Genomic DNA, 17,670 nt, shown 5'->3' with positions numbered 1-17,670 from the left:
TCTCATGGGTCCAAGCCCCCTCGGATAGGGTCCTTGTCCCACCGGTCAACGAGGAGCCATGGACGAGCCAACGTCGGTCATCGAAACGATCCTGCGCGATCAGCGCGCAGCCCTGCTGGATGCATGGGTCGCCGCGCAGCTGAGCGCGCCCGGCGTCCGGACCGACCTGATCTCCGAGCGCGAGCTGCGCGTCGACAGCGACCGCTTCCTCACCGCCCTCTCCGACGCGGTCACGGCCGACAGCGCGTCGGCCGACGTCAGCGGCCCGGACTGGGCGACCGTCCGCGGGCTGCTGACCGACCTGTCGCGCTCGCGCGCCACGCAGGGCTTCTCACCGACCGAGACCGCGACGTTCGTCTTCTCCTTCAAGCAGCCGCTGTTCGGAGCGGTCCAGGCGCAGGCGCCGGACGACTCCGCAGCGCTGACCGCCGCGCTCTGGCAGGCCACCGAGCTGATCGACGCGCTCGGCCTGTTCACCTCCGAGGCGTACCTGCGCTCGCGCGAGGAGGTCATCCGCCGCCAGCAGGACGAGCTGATCGAGCTCTCCACCCCGGTCGTCAAGCTCTGGGACGGCGTCGTCGCGCTGCCGCTGATCGGCACCCTGGACTCTGCCCGTACGCAGGTCGTCATGGAGAGCCTGCTGGAGCGCATCGTCGAGACCGACTCGACGATCGCGATCATCGACATCACCGGCGTGCCGACCGTCGACACGCTCGTCGCCCAGCACCTCCTGAAGACCGTCGCCGCCGCGCGCCTGATGGGCGCCGACTGCATCGTCAGCGGCATCCGCCCGCAGATCGCGCAGACGATCGTCCACCTCGGCCTCGACCTCTCCGAGGTCATCACGAAGTCCAGCCTGGCCGACGCGGTCGTCGTCGCCCTGGAGCGCACCGGCTTCGAGATCACACGCCGCCGCACCAAGCTGGGCTAGCCGTGGACACGGGCAACCGCATCCCGGTCCTCAAGCTCGGCCACCTGCTGCTGGTCAGCATCCAGGTCGACATGCACGACCGGATGGCGCTCGCGCTGCAGGAGGACCTCGCCGAGCGCATCGTCCAGACCGGCGCCCGCGGCGTGCTGATCGACATCTCCGGCCTCGAGCTCGTCGACTCGTTCATCGGGCGCATGCTGGCCGACATCGCCGGGATCGCCCGCGTCCTGGACGCCGAGACCGTCGTCGTCGGGATGCGCCCCGCGGTCGCGATCACGCTCGTCGAGCTCGGCCTCTCGCTGCCCGGCGTGCAGACCGCGCTGACCGTCGAGCGCGGCATGGCGATGCTCCCGGCGCCGACCGACCGCCTCGGTCCCGAGGCCGACGAGGAGGCCGAGGACGCTGTCGGCGACGGCTGAGGGCGCGCTGCCGCTGCGCTCCGACGAGGACGTCGTCCGCGCGCGGCACCGCGTCCGCGAGCTGGCCGTCGAGGCCGGCCTGCGGCTGATCGACCAGACCAAGATCGTCACGGCCGTCAGCGAGCTGGCGCGCAACACGGTCGTCCACGGCGGCGGCGGGGCGATGACCGCCGGGATCGCGACCGACGGCACCCGGACCGGCGTGTGGGCGGAGTTCTCCGACGAGGGCCCCGGCATCGCCGACCTGCAGCAGGCGCTCTCCGAGGGCTTCACGACCGGCCAGGGCCTCGGCCTCGGCTTCGGCGGCGCCAAGCGCCTGGTCCACGAGTTCGACGTCCGCACCGCGCCCGGCGAGGGGACGACCGTCCGCGTGACCACATGGCGCTGACGATCCCCCAGCGCCTGCGCGTCGAGGACCCGAGCGGCGTCGCCCCCGCACGCCGCGCCGCGGAGAAGATCGCCACCGACCTCGGCTTCGACGAGCAGCTGCGCGGCGAGGCCGCGATCGTCGTCACCGAGTTGGCCACCAACCTGGTCCGCCACGCCGGCGGCGGCGAGATCGTCCTGCGCGCGGCCCCGGACGGCAGCGCCGCGCTCGACGCGATCGCCCTCGACCACGGTCCTGGGATCGCGAACCTCGCGCGTGCGCGCGGGGACGGGTTCTCGACCGCGGGCGGCGCCGGGACCGGCCTGGGCGCGATCGGCCGGCTGTCCGGGACGCTCGACCTCCAGGCCGCCGCCGAGCAGGGCACGGTGGTCGTCGCGCGCGTCGGCGAGGCGGTGGCGGCGGACGAGCCCGCGGTCGACGGCCTGGCGCTGGCGATGGCCGGCGAGACGGCCTGCGGCGACGCGTGGACGCAGGTGCGCGAGGGCGACCTCGTGACGATCCTGCTCGCCGACGGCCTCGGCCACGGCCCCGACGCCGCGCAGGCCGCCCACGCCGCGGTCCGCGAGGTCCGGACCGGGCTGACCGCCGAGGCGCTGGTCCAGCGCATGCACGCCGCGCTGCAGCCCACGCGCGGCGCCGCAGCCGCGGTCGCGCGGCTGAACCTGCGGACCGGCGCGCTGGACTTCGCGGGCATCGGGAACATCGCGGCGACGATCGTCGACGGCGCGACGACCAGGTCGCTGGCCTCGATGCCCGGGACGCTCGGCCACCGCGTCGCGCGCTTCCGCTCGTTCCCGCAGGAGGTCCCGCCGGGCGCGCTGCTTGTCCTGCACTCCGACGGCTGCCGGTCGGGCTGGGACCTGTCGCGCTACCCGGGCGCGCAGCGCCGTGACCCGCTGGTCGTCGCCGCGCTGCTGATCCGCGACTTCGAGCGCGGCCGCGACGACGTCAGCGTGGTGGTCGCGCGCACGGCGCGGGCGAACGCGTGAGCGGCGAGGAGATCACCCGCGTCGAGCTGCGCCACGACGAGGCCGTCGTGACCGCGCGCCAGAGCGCGCGCGACGTCGCCGACCTGCTCGGCTTCGACCGCATGGAGCAGACGCGGATCGCCACCGCGGTCTCCGAGCTGGCGCGCAACGCGCACCGCTACGCGACCGGTGGGCGTGTGCGACTGCTCCGCCATCCGGAGCGACTGGAGATCGAGGTCGCCGATCAGGGCGACGGGATCCCGCACCTCGACGAGGTGCTCGACGGCCGCTACGTGTCGAGGACCGGGATGGGCCGCGGGCTCGTCGGCGTCCGGTTGCTGATGGACGACTTCGCGATCGAGACGACGCCCGGCCGCGGCACGCGCGTGACGGTGTCCAAGCGGCTGCCGGCCGGGCGCGCCGCGCCGCCGGTCCGCGAGCTGCGCGACGCGCTGACCCGGCGCGGGGCGCACAACCCCTACGACGAGGTCACGCGCCAGAACGAGGAGCTGCTGCAGGCGCTCGGCGAGGTCCGGGCGCGCCAGCAGGAGCTGGTCGCGCTCAACCGCGAGCTGGAGGACACCAACCGCGGCGTCGTCGCGCTCTACGCCGAGCTCGACGACCGCGCCGAGCGGCTGCGCGACGCCGACGACCGCAAGTCGCGCTTCCTGGCCGACATGAGCCACGAGCTGCGCACGCCGCTGAACTCGATCGTCGCGCTGACCGAACTGCTGCTCAGCGGCGAGCCGGCGCTGGTCGGCGAGCAGGTCACGCAGGTCGGGTTCGTCCGGCAGATGGCCGACGAGCAGCTGCGCGTCGTCGGCGACCTGCTCGACATCGCCAAGATCGAGGCCGGTCACCTCGAGCTGGAGCTGGCCGACGTCTCGGCCGCCGAGCTCTTCACCATGTTGCGCGGCCAACTGCGGCCGCTGGCGCTCGACGGCAGCGTCGACCTGCGCTTCGACGCCGGCCCGGACCTGCCGGTGCTGCACACCGACGAGGGCAAGCTGACGCAGGTCCTGCGCAACCTGGTGTCCAACGCGCTGAAGTTCACGCCCGGCGGGCAGGTCGTCGTCTCGGCGGTCGCCGAGGGGCGCGTCGTCGTCTTCCGCGTCGTCGACACCGGCATCGGGATCGCCGCGACCGACCTCGCGCGCGTCTTCGACGAGTTCGTCCAGATCCCCGGCGAGCTGCAGCGGCGGCGCAAGGGCACCGGCCTCGGGCTGCCGCTGGCGCGCAAGCTCGTCGGCGTCCTGGGCGGCACGATCGACGTCACCAGCGAGGTCGGCGCGGGCACGACGTTCACCGTCCGGATGCCGTCGACCGCCGACCCCGAGGCGCCGCCGATCCCGGACGTCGGCGGCTCGGTCCTGGTCGTCGACGACGACGAGACCGCGCGCTACGTGGTCGAGGCGCACCTGCGCGACAGCGCCTGGCGCGTGACGATGGTCGGCGACGGCGAGGCCGCGCTGGCCGCCGTCGCGCTGGCCCGGCCCGCGGCGATCGTGCTCGACCTGTCGATGCCGGGCCTCGACGGGCTGGAGGTCCTGCGGCGGCTGCGCGAGGACGCCGGCCTGGACGCGAGCGCGCTGCCGGTCGTGATCCACACCTCGCGGCTGCTGGACGAGCGCGCGCGGGCCCGGATCGCGGAGCTGGGCGCCGCGACGATCGACAAGTCGACGACGTCGCGCGCGGAGTTGTTGGAGGTCTTGAACCGAGTCACCGGAGGTGCCGATGGCCAGTGAGCCCGTCATCCTGCTCGCCGACGACGACGACGTCGGCCGGTACGTGATCGCGACGATGCTGCGGCGCGCGGGCTTCGCCGTGCGCGAGGCGGCCGACGGCGACCAGGCGGTCGCCGAGGCGCTGCAGGCGCCGCCCGACCTCGCCGTGCTCGACGTCAAGATGCCCGGCCTCAACGGCTTCGAGGCGTGCCGGAGGCTGAAGTCCAGCGAGCCGACGCGGCACATCCCGGTGCTGCTGCTGTCCGCCACGTTCCTGGAGACCGAGGCGCAGGTCGAGGGCCTGGAGACCGGCGCCGACGCCTACCTCACGCAGCCGGTCGAGGCGCCGGTGCTCGCGGCGACGATCCGGTCGCTGCTGCGCGCCCGCTCGGCCGAGGCCGAGGTCCGGCTGGCCGCGCGCGAGTGGCGCACGACGTTCGACGCGATCACCGACGCGGTCGCGGTCCTGAACGCCGACGGCGCGATCGAGCGCGCCAACCGCACGTTCCGGGCGCTGTTCGGCGAGGCGATCGACGGGACGCGGATCGACGCGCTGGCCGATCCGGCGGCGGGCGACGAGGTGACGCTCGGCGACCGCGTGTTCCGGGTCCGGGTCGACCCCGTCGCCCCCGATCCCTCCGACCCCGCGAGCATCGCGCGCACGGTCGTGACGCTCAGCGACGTGACGGCGAGCAAGCTGGCGCTGGCGACCGAGCGGACGATCTCGCGCGCGCTGCAGCAGAGCCTGCTGCCCGAGCGGCTGCCGCGACGGCCGGAGCTGGAGCTGCACGCGTGGCACGTCGCCGCCGAGCGCGAGCTGATCGTCGGCGGCGACTGGTACGACGTCGTCGAGACCGAGGGCAGCGTGTGGCTGGTGATCGCCGACATCGCCGGGCACGGGGTGGCCGCCGCCGCGCAGGCCGGCCAGCTGCGCCACAGCCTGCGCGTGTACGCCAACGAGGGCTTCACGCCGCTGGAGACCGTGCACCGCCTCAACGAGCTGGTGACCGCCGCCGAGCTGACCGAGATGGCGACGATGTGCGTGGTGGCGATCGACCACGACGCGGAGAGGGTCCGGGTCGTCCGGGCCGGGCACCCGCCGCCGCTGCTGCTGCCGGGCGACGGCGCGCCGCGGCTGGCCGACGGGCCGACCGGCGTCGTGCTCGGTGTGGTGGGCGCGAGGTGCAGTGAGTACGAGGTGCCGTTCAGGAGCGGTGATCGTTTGGTGTTGTACACCGACGGCCTGATCGAGCGGCCCGGGGAGATCATCGACGACTCGCTGGCGCGGATGGTGACGGCGGCGGCCGAGGCCGGCGGCGAGGAGCTTGAGGAGCTGCGCGGCCGCCTCGTCCGCAGCCTCGTCGACACCTCCTCGCTGCGCGACGACGTGGCGCTGCTGATGGCCCGGCGCCGCTGAGGTTGAACTAGAATCCGCGCGGTCATGGATGCAGGAAGCTTCGAGATCACCGTCGAGCGTGAGGACGACGTCGCGCGCCTGCGCCTTACGGGCGAGCTGGACCTCGCGCGCGTGGCGCAGCTGCGCGAGGCCGTCCAGGAGGCATGGGCCGGCGGCGGCCGCCTCGAGATCGACCTGCGCGACCTGAGCTTCATCGACTCCTCCGGGCTGCGGGCGCTGATCGACGTCCACAACAACGCCGAGTCGTCGGGCTCGTCCTACGTGTTGATCCCGGGCCGGCCCGAGGTGCATCGGACGTTCGAGCTGACCGGGCTGACCACGGTGTTCCGGTTCGCCGAGGCGACGGCCTGATGGGCCGCCTGCGCACCGCCGCGCAGCTCACGCTGGGCAGCTTCCTGCTGGTCGCGGGCACCGGGCACCTGACGTTCGCGCGCCAGGAGTTCCAGGCGCAGGTCCCGAACTGGGTGCCGCTGGACAAGGACACGACGGTCCTGCTCTCGGGCGTCGTCGAGCTGAGCTTCGCGACCGCGCTGCTCACCACGTGGAAGCAGCCCCGCCGCGCCGCCGTCGGCGCCGCGACCGCCGCGCTCTTCATCGCCGTCTTCCCCGGCAACCTCGCCCAGCTGACCAACCACCGCGACGCCTTCGGCCTCGACACCGACACCAAGCGCGCCGTCCGCCTGCTCTTCCAGCCGGCCCTGATCGCCTGGGCGCTCTACGCGACCGACGCCCGCCGCACGCTGCGCCGCGAGTCCTGAACCACCGGGCGTGTAGGAGACGCCGCGCCCGTTCAGGAATCCGTCAGGTGCCGCGGCGCACCATGGAGCGTGCATGGACCTCTCGCTCGTCAAGGACCTCAACCACCTCTTCCTCCACGTGGACGGCCTGGAGGACATGTTGGTGTTGTACGCCAACCTGTCCGAGGCGCTGTTCCTCGGCGCGCTGCTGGTCGCCTTCGCGCTGTTCGGCGCGGCGCGGCGCGCGGTCGTCTCGGCGGGGCTGAGCGCCGGGGTGGCGCTCGCGCTCGCCGGGATCGTCGCGCGCGTCGTCGACCGGCCGCGGCCGTTCGTCGCCGACCCGCACGGCGTGCACCTCTTCGCCGCCCACGCGGCCGATCCCGGCTTCCCGAGCGATCACGCGACCGCCGCCTTCGCGATCGCCACCGCGCTGCTGCTCCACGACCGCCGCGCGGGCATCGTCGCCCTCGTCGCCGCGACGGTCCTGGCGGTCACCCGCGTGGCGATGGGCATCCACTACCCGACCGACGTGCTCGCCGGCGCGGCGCTCGGCGCGGCGACCGCGCTGGCCGTCAACGCCCCACGCGCCCGCGCGCTCACCGATCGCCTCGCCGACCGCGCCGGCGACCTCCCGCTGCTGCGCCGCCGCGTCGCCTAGCCCTCGGAGGGCTGCGGGCGCAGGACCGGACGGGTCGCCCGGCCCTGGATGTCGTTCCTGGCGATCGCGGTGTAGGCGACCAGGGCGATGAACACGATCAGCGCCAGGCCCGTCACCGTGCCGTCGCCGAGGCCGAGGCCGGTCTGGCTGACCGGCTTGCCGAACCAGTCGGCGAACGAGGCGCCCAGCGGCCGGGTCACGACGTAGGAGGCCCAGAACCCGACGACCGGGTTCAACCCCAACTTCCACCACGCCAGCGCCGGCACCAGGATGATCCCGCCGAACAGCAGCGCGGAGTCGAAGAACCCCAGGTTGAGCGGCATCGCCGTCAGGTCGCCCGCCGCGGTGCCGAGCGCGAACGTCGCCAGGACCGCGCCCCAGTAGAACTTCTCGCGCCTCGGCGTGTCGATGCAGTGGATGTCGACCGTGCCCTCCGAGCGGTGCCAGAAGAAGAAGATCGCGCCGACGACCGCGGCGTAGAAGGCGGTGGTGACGCTGTAGGGCAGCGACGCGCCGTCGTGGATGCCGTCGGCGGCCATCGTCCCGAACACGGCGACCATCAGCACGGCGAACCAGTAGACCGGCGCCCGGTACCTGGTCTGGCGCAGCTGCAGCCGCAGCGCGAACCACAGGCCGAAGACGCCGATCGCGCCCGCCAGCGGCACCGACTGCTGGCCGAGGAAGTCCGAGGCGGACTCGCCCATGCCGGTCGTCAGGATCTTGATGACCCAGAACAGCGCCGTGATCTCGGGCACCTTCGGGGCGAACTTCGAGGGGAGCTTCGTGGGGGAAGAGGTGGGTCGGCTCATCGTCGCGGCAACGTAGTCCGCGCTACCTGACGGCTTCCTGAACGGCGAGCAGTCAGGACGTTGCAAGGTTCGATCGCCACCGTTGGGCGCCATGACCCGCAAGATGCTCAACAAGGTCCCAGAGGTCACGCTCTTCTTCTGGGTGATCAAGATCATGTGCACGACCGTCGGCGAGACGGCGGCCGACTACCTCAACGACAACCTCGGCTTCGGGCTGACCAACACGACCTACGTGACCGGTGGTCTGCTCGCCGTGCTGCTGATCGTCCAGTTCCAGCTGCGCCGCTACGTGCCGGTGGCCTACTGGGCGGTCGTCGTCGTCATCTCCGTGTTCGGCACGCTCATCACCGACAACCTGACCGACGGCCACAACGTCGCGCTGACCACGACGACGCCGATCTTCGCCGTCATCCTCGCCGTGGTCTTCGGGGTCTGGTACGCGGTCGAGCGCACGCTGTCGATCCACACGATCGTCACCACCCGCCGCGAGGCGTTCTACTGGCTGGCGATCCTGTTCACCTTCGCGCTCGGCACGGCCGCCGGCGACCTCCTGGCCGAGAAGGCCGACCTCGGCTACGCCGTCTCGATCGCGATCTTCGGCGGCGCGATCGCGGCCGTCACCTTCGCGCACTACGTGTTCAAGATGAACGCCATCCTGTCGTTCTGGCTGGCCTACATCCTGACCCGCCCGCTGGGCGCCTCGATCGGCGACGAGATGTCGCAGAAGAGCCACAAGTACGGCGGCCTCGGCCTCGGCACGACCGGCACGTCCTACATCTTCCTCGGCTGCATCCTGGCGCTCGTCGCCTACCTGACGATCACGAGGAAGGACCAGTCGGCGAGCCTGACCGCAACCTGAACGTCACGCATCGGCGCGCGCGTTCAGGAACGTGTCAGGTGCCGCAGGGCATGGTGGGTCCTGATGAGCGACGCGCCGCCGCTGCGGGCCGGGATCTGCGAGCACGACGATGCGTTGCGCGATGCGCTGCGGCGTGCGCTGACGCAGGGTGGGTTCGAGACGACCGCGGTCGCGACCGGGCCCGATGCCGAGCTGGCGTTCGGCGCCGCGCCGCCGGACGTCCTGATCGTCGACATCGACCTGCCGGGCGCCGACGGCCGCGACGTCTGCCGCCGGCTGCGCGACCGCGGCGTCGCGACGCCGGTGCTGTTCACCTCCAGGGACCCGGACGTCGCCTCCCGCCGCGCGGCCACTGCGGCGGGCGGCGACGACTACCTCGTCAAGCCGTTCATGCTGGCCGAGCTGCTCGTGCGCGTCGGCGGACTGATCGGGCCCGCGCCGGTCTCGGCCCACGCGCGGCTCGACACCGCGACGATGTCGGTGACCGCCGCGGCCGGCCGCGTCGACCTCACCCCCACCGAGTTCCGCCTGCTCGCCCTGCTCGCCGGCCACCGCGGCGAGCTGATCGAGCGCGCGCAGCTCGTCGCCGCGGGCTGGCCCGACGGCGCGACCGTCAGCGACAACACGCTCGACGCCTACGTGGCGCGCATCCGCCGCAAGCTCCGCGCGGCCGGCGCGCCCGAGGCGCTGCGCACCCGCCGCGGCGTCGGCTACGAGCTGCGCTGAGCCGCCGCGTTTCCGGCTGCGGGCACGCGGCGACGGTGGTGTGCGCCTCCTCGCGGCGGGTGCCGACGCGCCGTACGGTCGACCGGTGAGCGTGCCACCCACCGACGAGCCGGAGGCGGTCGCCGAGCCGGTCCGGGCAACGATGAGCGTCAGGGGCGCGACGTTCCTGGGCATCGGCTCGATGGTCGGCGCCGGCATCTTCGCGCTGCTGGGCGAGGCCGGCGCGGTCGCGGGCGCGGCGGTGTGGATCTCGTTCCTGCTGGCCGGGATCGTCGCGGGCCTGCTCGGCTACACGGTCGTCAAGCTCGGCGTGCGCTACCCGTCCTCGGGCGGCCTGATCGCCTACCTCGTCGCGGGCTTCGGCAAGGGCCGCCTGGTCGGGATCGCCTCGTGGCTCGGCTACGTCTCGGCGATCGTCATCGTCGGCGCGATGGTCGCCGTCTCGTTCGGCAGCTACGCGACGTCGCTGTTCGTCGGCAGGGACGCGGCGGCGGGATGGGACAACGTGTTCACGTCGTTCGTCGTCCTGCTCACGCTCGGGATCAACATGATGGGGTCGCGGCTCGTCGACCGCGCGCAGTCGGCGATCGTCCTGATCGAGCTCGCGGTCTTCACGGTGTTCATCGTCGTGACGGTCGGCGACGCCGACTGGAGCCTGCTCGCGTTCAGCGGCTACCCGTCGGTCTCGGACATCGTCGCGAGCGTCGCGTTGACGTTCTTCGCGTTCCTGGGCTTCAGCGTCATCAGCTTCTCGGTCGGCGACCTGCGCGACCCCGCGCACGGCCTCCCGCGCGCGATGTCCGGCGCGATCGGCATCACCGCCGCGCTCTACGTCCTGATCGCGCTCGGCGTGTTCGGGACGCTCTCGGTGACCGACGTCACGCGCTACGGGGAGACCGCGATCGCCGAGGCCGCGCGCCCCGCGCTGGGCGAGACCGGCTTCGTGATGATGGCGCTCGCCGCGGTCCTGGCGACCGCGTCGTCGCTGAACGCCACGCTCTACGCCTCCGGCGGCCTGACGCGCTCGCTCGCGCAGTCCGGCCAGTTCCCCGCGTTCTTCGGGCGCCGCGGGATCGGCAGCGCGCACGTCGGGCTGCTGCTCACCGCCGGGACCGTGCTGGTGATCGCCAACCTCGTCGACCTCTCGGCCATCGCCTCGGTCGGCAGCGCGATCGCGCTCGTCGTGTTCGTCCTCGTCGGGATCGCGGGCTGGCGGCGCCGGTCCGAGACGGGCGCGAGCACGGTCCTGACGGCCGCGGCGATCGCGGTCGCCGTGATCGTGCTCGGCTTCTTCGCGGTCGACACGTGGCAGAACGACCGCGCGACGTTCGGGGCGATCCTGGCGATCGGCCTGCTCGCCGTCCTGCTCGACTTCCTGACCACTCGTCACCACACACCCGATGCCGCGAACCCGGAAGATGATGAACATGCCACGGCACCGAACCTCAGCAGCGGCCCTCGCCGGGATCGCGCTCGCGCTCGGCCTGAGCGCCTGCGGCGATGACGACGACACGACCACGACCGTCGCGCAGACCACGACGGCGACGTCGACGTCCACCACCAGCGACGAGGGCATCGACGCCCGCAGGGTCGCCGCCGCCGGCGCCGGCCTGCTGCTCGTCCGCAGGCAGCTGAACCGCCGCGACGAGACGGTCGCCGAGCTCGAGGCCCAGGCCGAGCAGGCCGAGGCCGACGCCGCGAAGGCCCAGGCCGACGCCAGGGCCGCGCACGCCGCGGCCGAGACCGCGCAGGAGCAGGCGGCCGCCGCGCAGAGGACGGCCGCGGAAGCGGGCTCGGACGCCGAGGCCGACGCCAAGGTCGCCGCCGCCGAGGCCGACGCGAAGGCCGCGGAGGCCAAGGCCGCCGAGGCCGACGCGCAGGCGCGCGAGTCCGCCTCCAGGGCCGAGGCCGCGGCCGCCTGCGGCAGGGCGATCCTCGAGGTCGTCGCCGAGATCCCGAAGGCGCCCAGCCTCGACGAGGGCCTGGCCACGGCCGTCGACGAGATCAGGGCGCTCGCCCCCAGGTGCAGGGCGTCGATCGCGGGATCCTGACCGCGTCACCCGGCCGCGGTCGCGGCGACCGAGCGACGCAGGAGCAGCTTGCGGATCTCCGACGCCACGCCGATCACCAGGCCGCCGGCGATGCAGATCAGCCACTGGTTGCCGCTCAGCTCGACGGTGTCCAGGACCCGCTGCAGGAACCCGGTCTCGGTCATCAGGATGATCGACACCGCCGACATCAGCGACGTCACGACGAACTGGCGGTCGGCGAACGTCTCCAGGCTCAGCATCGAGCGCAGCTCGTCGCGGGCGGTGAACGAGAACACCAGGTTGCTGATCGCGAACGTCGTCAGCGCCATCGTGCGCGCCAGGCCGAGCCCGTGGTCGTGCTCGGCACCGGCCGCGACGGCCAGCGTCGAGGCGCCCATGACCAACCCGGCGATGATGAACCAGCGCGTGCTCCTGGTGTCGAGGATCGGCGCCTCCGGCCTGCGCGGCGAGCGCTCCATCAGCCCCTCGGACGGCTTGCCGTAGCCGAGCCCGACCGATTGGAAGACCTGCGTGGTGAAGTTCACCCACAGCGTCTGCAGCGGCAGGAACGGCACGCCCGCCACGATGTTGAGGATGCTGGATCCCAGGAACGTCACGATCATCCCGGCCAGCACGCCCATCTGGAAGCGGATGTACTTGACCAGGTTGTCGTACAACCCGCGGCCCATCTCGACGGCCTTGACGATCGTCGCGAAGTTGTCGTCGGTGAGGATCATCGCCGCGGCCTCCTTGGAGACCTCGGTGCCGGTGATGCCCATCGCGATGCCGATGTCGGCCTGCTTGAGCGCCGGCGCGTCGTTGACGCCGTCGCCGGTCATCGCAACGACGTGCCCGCGCCGCTTCAGGATGTCCACGAGCCGGACCTTCTGCTCCGGCGTCACGCGCGCGATCACGCCGATCTCGTCGATCTCGCGGTCGGCCTGCTCGTCGTCCATCTCGGCGAACTGCGCGCCGGAGATCGCGCGGCCCGGGATCCCGAGCTCCCTGGCGATCGCCCCTGCGGTGATCGCGTGGTCGCCGGTGATCATCCGGACCTGCACGCCCGCCTCGCGCGCCGTCGCGATCGCCGCCTTGGCGGCCGGCCGCGGCGGGTCGACGATGCCGACCAAGGACAACATCGTGAGGTCGTCCATCAAGGCCAACAGGTCGGTCGCCGGGTCGAACGTCGCCGGGTCGAAGTCGCGCCGAGCGGTCGCCATCACGCGCAGGCCCTGCGCGGCCAGGCGCTCGTTCTCGCTCAGGTAACGCTCGCGGAACGCGTCGTCGACCGGCGCGGCGACCAGCGACGGATCCAGGTGCGACCCGGACCGCGCCAGCAGCTGGTCCGGCGCGCCCTTGACGAAGCAGCGCACCACGTCGCGCCCGTGCTCGTCGGGCATCCCGTGGAACGTCGCCATCAACTTGTAGGCCGTGTCGAACGGCAGCTCCGCGACGCGCGGGTAGCGCTCGCGCGTCGCCGTGACGTCGAGCCCGCCCTTGGCGGCCAGGACCACGAGCGCGCCCTCGGTCGGGTCGCCGATCATCTCGCCGCCGGCCGTCACGACCGCGTCGCAGGCGAGCGCGCACGGGAGCATGAACTGCTCCAGCGGCACGTCGGGATCGCCGTAGGCATGTTGGACATGTCCCTCGGTCGAGTAGCCGCTGCCGGAGATCGTGTAGCGCCGCCCCGGGATCACCAGCTCGGTCGCCGTCATCTGGTTGAGCGTCAGCGTCCCGGTCTTGTCGGAGCAGATCGCCGACGTCGCGCCGAGCGTCTCGGTCGAGCGCAGCCGCTTGACGATCGCGCTCGCGTCGGCCAGCAGCCGCGTGCCGCGCGACAGGATGGTCGTCACGACCGCGGGCAGCCCCGTCGGGATCGCCGCGATCGCGAACGCCACCGCGACCGTGAACACGTCCCTGAACGACTGGCCGCGGGCCATGTTGATGGCCACGCTCGCCACCAGCGCCAGGCCGGCGATCGTCACGAGCTGCTTGGTCAGGCGCTCCAGCTGGACGGTCAGCGGCGACTTGGAGTCGTCCTGCTGCTGGAGCATCCCGGAGATGTGGCCGACCTCGGTCTCCATCCCCGTCGCGGTCACGACGAACTCGCCGGTGCCGCGCGTCACGTTGGTGTTCATGTACACCATGTCGGTCCGGTCGCCCAGCGGCGCCTCGGGCTCGGCGACGGCGTTGACGCCCTTGGAGACCGGCAGGCTCTCGCCGGTCAGCGCCGCCTCGGCGACCTCCAGCGTCGCGGTCGCCAGCAGCCGCCCGTCGGCCGACACGACGTCGCCGGCCTCGACCGCGACGACGTCGCCCGGGACGAGCTGCTCGGACGGCACCTGCGCCAGCGCGCCGTCGCGCCGCACGCGCGCCTTGACGATCATCATCTTGGCCAGCGCCGCCACCGCGGCCGCCGCCTTGCCCTCCTGGTTGAGCCCCAGGACGGCGTTGAGCACCGTCAGCAGCAGGATCACGATGCCGGTGCCCGCCTGCCTGACCGGCCAGATCGACACGATGCCGGCGCCCAAGAGCACCAACTGCATCGGGTCCTGGTACTGGCGCACGAACGCGTGCCAGCGCGGCTCGGACCTGGCCTCCGCGAATCTGTTGGGGCCGTACTGCGCCAGCCGCGCCTCGGCCTCGGCCGACGTCAGGCCCTGCGCGGGCTCGACGTGCAGCTCCTCGGCGACGCCCTCGCCGCTGAGCATGTGCCAGGTCGGGTGCGCCTCGGGGGGTGCGGGTGCCGGGATGGTCGCCATGACGTTCTCGATGTCCTTCGGTCAACGTGTGCCCGCCGCGGTGGCGGCGAGCGCGATCCGCGTGCCCGCCTCCCCGCGCACGAGCGCCGCGGTGTCCTCGATCGACCCGATCGCCGCGCGGCGGCCGGTGCGCTCCACGAACGCACACGCCGCGCGGACCTTCGGGCCCATCGAGCCTTCGGCGAACTCGTCGCCGCTCAGCTGCTCCGGCGTCGCCGTGGCGATCGCCTCCTGCTCCGGCGTGTCCCAGCCGCGGTAGACGGCGTCCACGTCGGTGACCAGCGCCAGGACGTCGGCGCCCAGCGCCTCGGCCAGCAGCGCGCTCGCCAGGTCCTTGTCGATGACCGCCTCGACCCCGACAAGTCGCTTGCCCGGGACGGCGTCTTCATCGACATGCATCACCGGGATCCCGCCGCCGCCCGCGCAGATCACGACGCAGCCGGCCTCCAGCAGCAGCTTGACGGGCTCGACGCCGTAGATCCTCTGCGGCAGCGGCGAGGGCACGACGCGGCGCATCGACGACCCGTCGCGCGCGAACGCCCAGCCCTTCTCCTCGGCCAGCCTCGCGGCCTCGCCGTCGGAGTACTGCGGCCCGATCGGCTTCGTCGGCCGCCTGAACGCCGGGTCGTCGGGGTCGACCTCGATCTGCGTGAGCATCGCGACCAGCTGGCGCTCGGCGGGCAGCTCGTTGCCGAGCTCCTGCTCGAGGATGTAGCCGATCATCCCCTCGGTCTGGGCGCCGAGGACGTCCAGCGGGTAGGTGTCGACCGCCGTGTACGCCGCGCCCTGCAGGGCGAGCAGCCCGACCTGAGGGCCGTTGCCGTGCGAGACCACCAACTCGGTCGACGCCGCCACCGGCGCCAGCGCGCGGCACGCCGCCCGCGCGTTCTCGCGCTGGTTGTCGGCCGTGAGCGGCTGCCCGCGGCGCAGCAGCGCGTTCCCGCCGAGGGCGACGACCGCGCGCATCGCTCAGGCCCCCAGCGTGGCGACCATGACCGCCTTGATCGTGTGCATGCGGTTCTCGGCCTCGTCGAAGACGACCGACGCCGGGGACTCGAAGACGTCGTCGGTGACCTCCAGCGCCTCCATGCCGTGGTCGTCGAAGATCTGCCTGCCGACCGCGGTCTCGGTGTTGTGGAAGGCCGGGAGGCAGTGCATGAACTTGACGTCGGGGTTGCCGGTCAGGGCCATCACCTTGCTGTTGACCTGGTAGTTCTTCAACAACGCGATGCGCTCGGCCCAGACCTCCCTGGGCTCCCCCATCGACACCCACACGTCGGTGAGCAGGACGTCGCAGCCCTTGACGGCCTCGGCGACGTCCTCGGTCACCAGCACGTGCCCGCCGCTCTCGGCCGCGAACGTGCGCGCGAGGTCGAGGATCTCCGGCGCCGGCCAGAGGCTCCTGGGCGAGGCGATCCGGACGTCCATGCCGAGCTTGGCGCCGCCGGTCAGGTACGAGTCGGCCATGTTGAAGCGCGCGTCGCCGAGGTAGCAGAACGACACCTGCTGCAGCGGCTTGTCGACGTGCTCGCGCATCGTCAGGAAGTCCGCGAGGATCTGCGTCGGGTGCCACTCGTCGGTCAGCCCGTTGTAGACCGGGACGCCCGCCCACTGCGCCAGCTCGTCGGCCGCGGTCTCGGCGAAGCCGCGGTACTCGATCGCGTCGTACATCCGCCCGAGCACGCGCGCGGTGTCCTTGACGGTCTCCTTGTGGCCCATGTGCGAGCCGCCGGGACCGAGGTAGGTGACGTGCGCGCCCTGGTCGTAGGCGGCGACCTCGAACGCGCAGCGCGTCCGGGTCGAGTCCTTCTCGAAGATCAGCGCGATCTCCTTGCCCACCAGCCGCTGCTCCTCGCGGCCGTCGCGCTTGGCGGCCTTCAGCTCGGCGGCGAGGTCGAGCAGGTAGGTGATCTCGGCGGCCGAGTAGTCGTTGAGGGTGAGGAGGTGGCGGCCGTGGAGGTCGACGACGGTGCTCATGTCATGGTCCTTGGGTTGGTCTTAGTTGTCCCGGACGACCGGGCAGGTCATGCAGTGCCCGCCGCCGCGCCCGCGTCCCAGCTCCTGCCCCGCGATCGCGTGGACCTCCACGCCGGCGCGGCTGAGCTTGAAGTTGGTGGCCTCGTTGCGCTCGTAGGCGACGATCACGCCCGGCGCCAGCGCGACGACGTTGTTGCCGTCGTCCCACTGGTTGCGCTCGGCCTCGAACTCGTCGCCGCCGGTCGCCACGACCGTCAGCGCCTCGACGCCGAGCTCGTCGCGGACCTCGTCCAGGAACGAGCGCTCGCTGATCTCGGCGCGCACGCCGCCGTCGCCGTCGGGGAAGTAGCGGATCGGCTTGATCTGCGAGACGACCGGCTCGAACACCGTGACCACGTTGCGATCGCAGAAGGTGAACACCGTGTCGAGGTGCATCGCCGCGCGGTCCTTGGGCATCAGCGCGCCGATGACCAGGCGCGCCGCGCCCTCCCTGAACAGCTCCTTGGCGAGGATCGAGACCGCGCGCGCGTTGGAGCGCTCGCCCTGGCCGATCAGCACGACGCCCTCGCCGGCCGGCATCACGTCGCCGCCCTCGACGGTCGCGCCGCCCCAGTCGTGGTCGACGCCGCCGAACCAGATCCTGGTGCCCTTGAAGCGCGGGTGGAAGCGGTAGACGGCCTCGAGGTTCAGCGTCTCCTTCTGGCGCGCGGGCCAGTACATGGAGGAGATCGAGACCCCGCCGTAGATCCACGCGCTGGTGTCACGCATGAACAACGTGTTGGGCAGCGGCGCGATCACGAAGTCGGTCGGCGCCAGCGCGCGCCCGACGGTCGTCGCCAGCTCGCCCGGCAGCTCCTGCACGGTCACGCCGCCGGTCAGCCGCGTCGCCAGCTCGTCGGCGGGCATCGCCGTCATCCACGCGCTGATCTCGTCGGCGAACATCGTCGTGACGTCCTCCGGGCGCAGCCGCCGCGACAGGACCCACTCGCGCGCCTCGGGGTCGGCGAGCGTCTCGGTCAACATGTCGTGGAACAGCAGCACCTCGACGCCGCGCTCGCGCATCAGGTCGACGAACGCGTCGTGCTCCTGGCGCGCGCGCCGGACCCAGATCACGTCGTCGAACAGCAGCTCGTGGCAGTTGGACGGCGAGAGCCGCTCGTGGGCGAGGTCCGGGCGGTGCACCATGACGGTGTGCAGCGTCCCGACCTCGGAGTGGACGCCGAGGGCGTTGGTGGTGAGGACCTTGTCGGCGGTCATCGGGGTTC

General features: G+C 72.5%; 18 protein-coding genes. 13 read left to right on the top strand and 5 right to left on the bottom strand.

Annotation, left to right across the window (positions count from 1 at the left end; genetic code table 11):
- Positions 1 to 58: 58 nt before the first annotated feature.
- From H030_RS0111825 to H030_RS36940, 9 genes are all read left to right on the top strand, one after another.
- On the top strand, positions 59 to 931 hold the full coding sequence (locus H030_RS0111825) for an STAS domain-containing protein (protein ID WP_027006260.1): 873 nt from the start codon (positions 59 to 61) through the stop codon (positions 929 to 931).
- Between the two features lie 2 nt (positions 932 to 933).
- Positions 934 to 1,350 carry an STAS domain-containing protein gene (locus H030_RS0111820; RefSeq protein ID WP_027006259.1) on the top strand — a complete coding sequence of 139 codons (417 nt, stop codon included), beginning with the start codon at positions 934 to 936 and terminating at the stop codon, positions 1,348 to 1,350.
- Positions 1,334 to 1,738 (top strand): anti-sigma regulatory factor, encoded by a 405-nt coding sequence (locus H030_RS0111815; RefSeq protein ID WP_027006258.1) that lies wholly within the window; start codon positions 1,334 to 1,336, stop codon positions 1,736 to 1,738. Before H030_RS0111820 ends, H030_RS0111815 begins: the two co-directional genes overlap by 17 nt.
- Positions 1,729 to 2,727, top strand: coding sequence for a SpoIIE family protein phosphatase (locus H030_RS0111810; RefSeq protein WP_027006257.1), 999 nt, complete (start codon positions 1,729 to 1,731; stop codon positions 2,725 to 2,727). The genes H030_RS0111815 and H030_RS0111810 overlap by 10 nt, the downstream gene beginning before the upstream one ends.
- The gene (locus tag H030_RS31450) at positions 2,724 to 4,451 is read left to right on the top strand and encodes an ATP-binding protein (protein ID WP_051222380.1); all 1,728 of its coding nucleotides are present in this window, start codon (positions 2,724 to 2,726) and stop codon (positions 4,449 to 4,451) included. The genes H030_RS0111810 and H030_RS31450 overlap by 4 nt, the downstream gene beginning before the upstream one ends.
- Positions 4,441 to 5,847 carry a SpoIIE family protein phosphatase gene (locus H030_RS0111800; RefSeq protein WP_035126136.1) on the top strand — a complete coding sequence of 469 codons (1,407 nt, stop codon included), beginning with the start codon at positions 4,441 to 4,443 and terminating at the stop codon, positions 5,845 to 5,847. The genes H030_RS31450 and H030_RS0111800 overlap by 11 nt, the downstream gene beginning before the upstream one ends.
- 24 nt (positions 5,848 to 5,871) lie before the next feature.
- Entirely contained in the window at positions 5,872 to 6,198 is a 327-nt protein-coding gene (locus tag H030_RS31445; protein WP_051222379.1) for an STAS domain-containing protein, read from the top strand.
- On the top strand, positions 6,198 to 6,605 hold the full coding sequence (locus H030_RS0111790) for a membrane protein (protein WP_027006255.1): 408 nt from the start codon (positions 6,198 to 6,200) through the stop codon (positions 6,603 to 6,605). Before H030_RS31445 ends, H030_RS0111790 begins: the two co-directional genes overlap by 1 nt.
- Before the next feature lie 73 nt (positions 6,606 to 6,678).
- Positions 6,679 to 7,242: a phosphatase PAP2 family protein gene (locus H030_RS36940; protein WP_051222378.1), complete on the top strand. Its 564-nt coding sequence runs from the start codon at positions 6,679 to 6,681 to the stop codon at positions 7,240 to 7,242.
- Here H030_RS36940 and H030_RS31435 read toward each other — a convergent pair.
- A complete protein-coding gene (locus H030_RS31435) occupies positions 7,239 to 8,051 on the bottom strand; it encodes a hypothetical protein (protein WP_051222377.1) in 813 nt (270 codons plus the stop codon). The two genes, H030_RS36940 and H030_RS31435, sit on opposite strands and share 4 nt — an antisense overlap.
- A gap of 91 nt (positions 8,052 to 8,142) precedes the next feature.
- Between H030_RS31435 and H030_RS31430 the strand changes: the two genes are divergently transcribed.
- From H030_RS31430 to H030_RS31420, 4 genes are all read left to right on the top strand, one after another.
- Positions 8,143 to 8,910: a hypothetical protein gene (locus H030_RS31430; protein WP_196809092.1), complete on the top strand. Its 768-nt coding sequence runs from the start codon at positions 8,143 to 8,145 to the stop codon at positions 8,908 to 8,910.
- A 63-nt stretch (positions 8,911 to 8,973) separates the two neighbouring features.
- Complete coding sequence (locus tag H030_RS0111770) at positions 8,974 to 9,636, top strand: response regulator transcription factor (protein WP_051222376.1); 663 nt, start codon at positions 8,974 to 8,976, stop codon at positions 9,634 to 9,636.
- Between the two features lie 85 nt (positions 9,637 to 9,721).
- On the top strand, positions 9,722 to 11,140 hold the full coding sequence (locus H030_RS31425) for an APC family permease (RefSeq protein WP_196809091.1): 1,419 nt from the start codon (positions 9,722 to 9,724) through the stop codon (positions 11,138 to 11,140).
- The gene (locus H030_RS31420) at positions 11,064 to 11,687 is read left to right on the top strand and encodes a hypothetical protein (protein ID WP_035126134.1); all 624 of its coding nucleotides are present in this window, start codon (positions 11,064 to 11,066) and stop codon (positions 11,685 to 11,687) included. The genes H030_RS31425 and H030_RS31420 overlap by 77 nt, the downstream gene beginning before the upstream one ends.
- A gap of 5 nt (positions 11,688 to 11,692) precedes the next feature.
- Here H030_RS31420 and H030_RS0111750 read toward each other — a convergent pair whose 3' ends face one another.
- From H030_RS0111750 to H030_RS0111735, 4 genes are read right to left on the bottom strand one after another with little or no spacing between them, the layout of a single operon-like run.
- Positions 11,693 to 14,428: a cation-translocating P-type ATPase gene (locus H030_RS0111750; protein ID WP_027006253.1), complete on the bottom strand. Its 2,736-nt coding sequence runs from the start codon at positions 14,426 to 14,428 to the stop codon at positions 11,693 to 11,695.
- A 21-nt stretch (positions 14,429 to 14,449) separates the two neighbouring features.
- Positions 14,450 to 15,394 carry a carbamate kinase gene (gene arcC, locus H030_RS0111745; RefSeq protein ID WP_027006252.1) on the bottom strand — a complete coding sequence of 315 codons (945 nt, stop codon included), beginning with the start codon at positions 15,392 to 15,394 and terminating at the stop codon, positions 14,450 to 14,452.
- A 3-nt stretch (positions 15,395 to 15,397) separates the two neighbouring features.
- Entirely contained in the window at positions 15,398 to 16,405 is a 1,008-nt protein-coding gene (gene argF, locus H030_RS0111740) for an ornithine carbamoyltransferase (RefSeq protein ID WP_027006251.1), read from the bottom strand.
- A gap of 21 nt (positions 16,406 to 16,426) precedes the next feature.
- Positions 16,427 to 17,662 carry an arginine deiminase gene (locus H030_RS0111735; protein ID WP_027006250.1) on the bottom strand — a complete coding sequence of 412 codons (1,236 nt, stop codon included), beginning with the start codon at positions 17,660 to 17,662 and terminating at the stop codon, positions 16,427 to 16,429.
- Positions 17,663 to 17,670: the final 8 nt, after the last annotated feature.

Source organism: Conexibacter woesei Iso977N, from assembly GCF_000424625.1.
Taxonomy (GTDB): Bacteria; Actinomycetota; Thermoleophilia; order Solirubrobacterales; family Solirubrobacteraceae; genus Baekduia; species Baekduia woesei_A.
The sequence above is the reverse complement of the archived record's forward strand: the minus strand, read 5'-3'. Positions and strand labels throughout refer to the sequence as shown.

What these genes read in the sequence shown, in the direction of transcription:
- H030_RS0111750 (WP_027006253.1), bottom strand. Translation starts at nt 14,428, where the DNA reads ATGGCGACCATCCCGGCACCCGCACCCCCCGAGGCGCACCCGACCTGG.
- H030_RS0111735 (WP_027006250.1), bottom strand. Translation starts at nt 17,662, where the DNA reads ATGACCGCCGACAAGGTCCTCACCACCAACGCCCTCGGCGTCCACTCC.
- H030_RS31430 (WP_196809092.1), top strand. Translation starts at nt 8,143, where the DNA reads ATGACCCGCAAGATGCTCAACAAGGTCCCAGAGGTCACGCTCTTCTTC.
- H030_RS0111810 (WP_027006257.1), top strand. Translation starts at nt 1,729, where the DNA reads ATGGCGCTGACGATCCCCCAGCGCCTGCGCGTCGAGGACCCGAGCGGC.
- H030_RS0111800 (WP_035126136.1), top strand. Translation starts at nt 4,441, where the DNA reads ATGGCCAGTGAGCCCGTCATCCTGCTCGCCGACGACGACGACGTCGGC.
- H030_RS31445 (WP_051222379.1), top strand. Translation starts at nt 5,872, where the DNA reads ATGGATGCAGGAAGCTTCGAGATCACCGTCGAGCGTGAGGACGACGTC.
- H030_RS31435 (WP_051222377.1), bottom strand. Translation starts at nt 8,051, where the DNA reads ATGAGCCGACCCACCTCTTCCCCCACGAAGCTCCCCTCGAAGTTCGCC.
- H030_RS0111790 (WP_027006255.1), top strand. Translation starts at nt 6,198, where the DNA reads ATGGGCCGCCTGCGCACCGCCGCGCAGCTCACGCTGGGCAGCTTCCTG.
- H030_RS0111770 (WP_051222376.1), top strand. Translation starts at nt 8,974, where the DNA reads ATGAGCGACGCGCCGCCGCTGCGGGCCGGGATCTGCGAGCACGACGAT.
- argF (WP_027006251.1), bottom strand. Translation starts at nt 16,405, where the DNA reads ATGAGCACCGTCGTCGACCTCCACGGCCGCCACCTCCTCACCCTCAAC.
- H030_RS36940 (WP_051222378.1), top strand. Translation starts at nt 6,679, where the DNA reads ATGGACCTCTCGCTCGTCAAGGACCTCAACCACCTCTTCCTCCACGTG.
- arcC (WP_027006252.1), bottom strand. Translation starts at nt 15,394, where the DNA reads ATGCGCGCGGTCGTCGCCCTCGGCGGGAACGCGCTGCTGCGCCGCGGG.
- H030_RS31420 (WP_035126134.1), top strand. Translation starts at nt 11,064, where the DNA reads ATGCCACGGCACCGAACCTCAGCAGCGGCCCTCGCCGGGATCGCGCTC.
- H030_RS0111825 (WP_027006260.1), top strand. Translation starts at nt 59, where the DNA reads ATGGACGAGCCAACGTCGGTCATCGAAACGATCCTGCGCGATCAGCGC.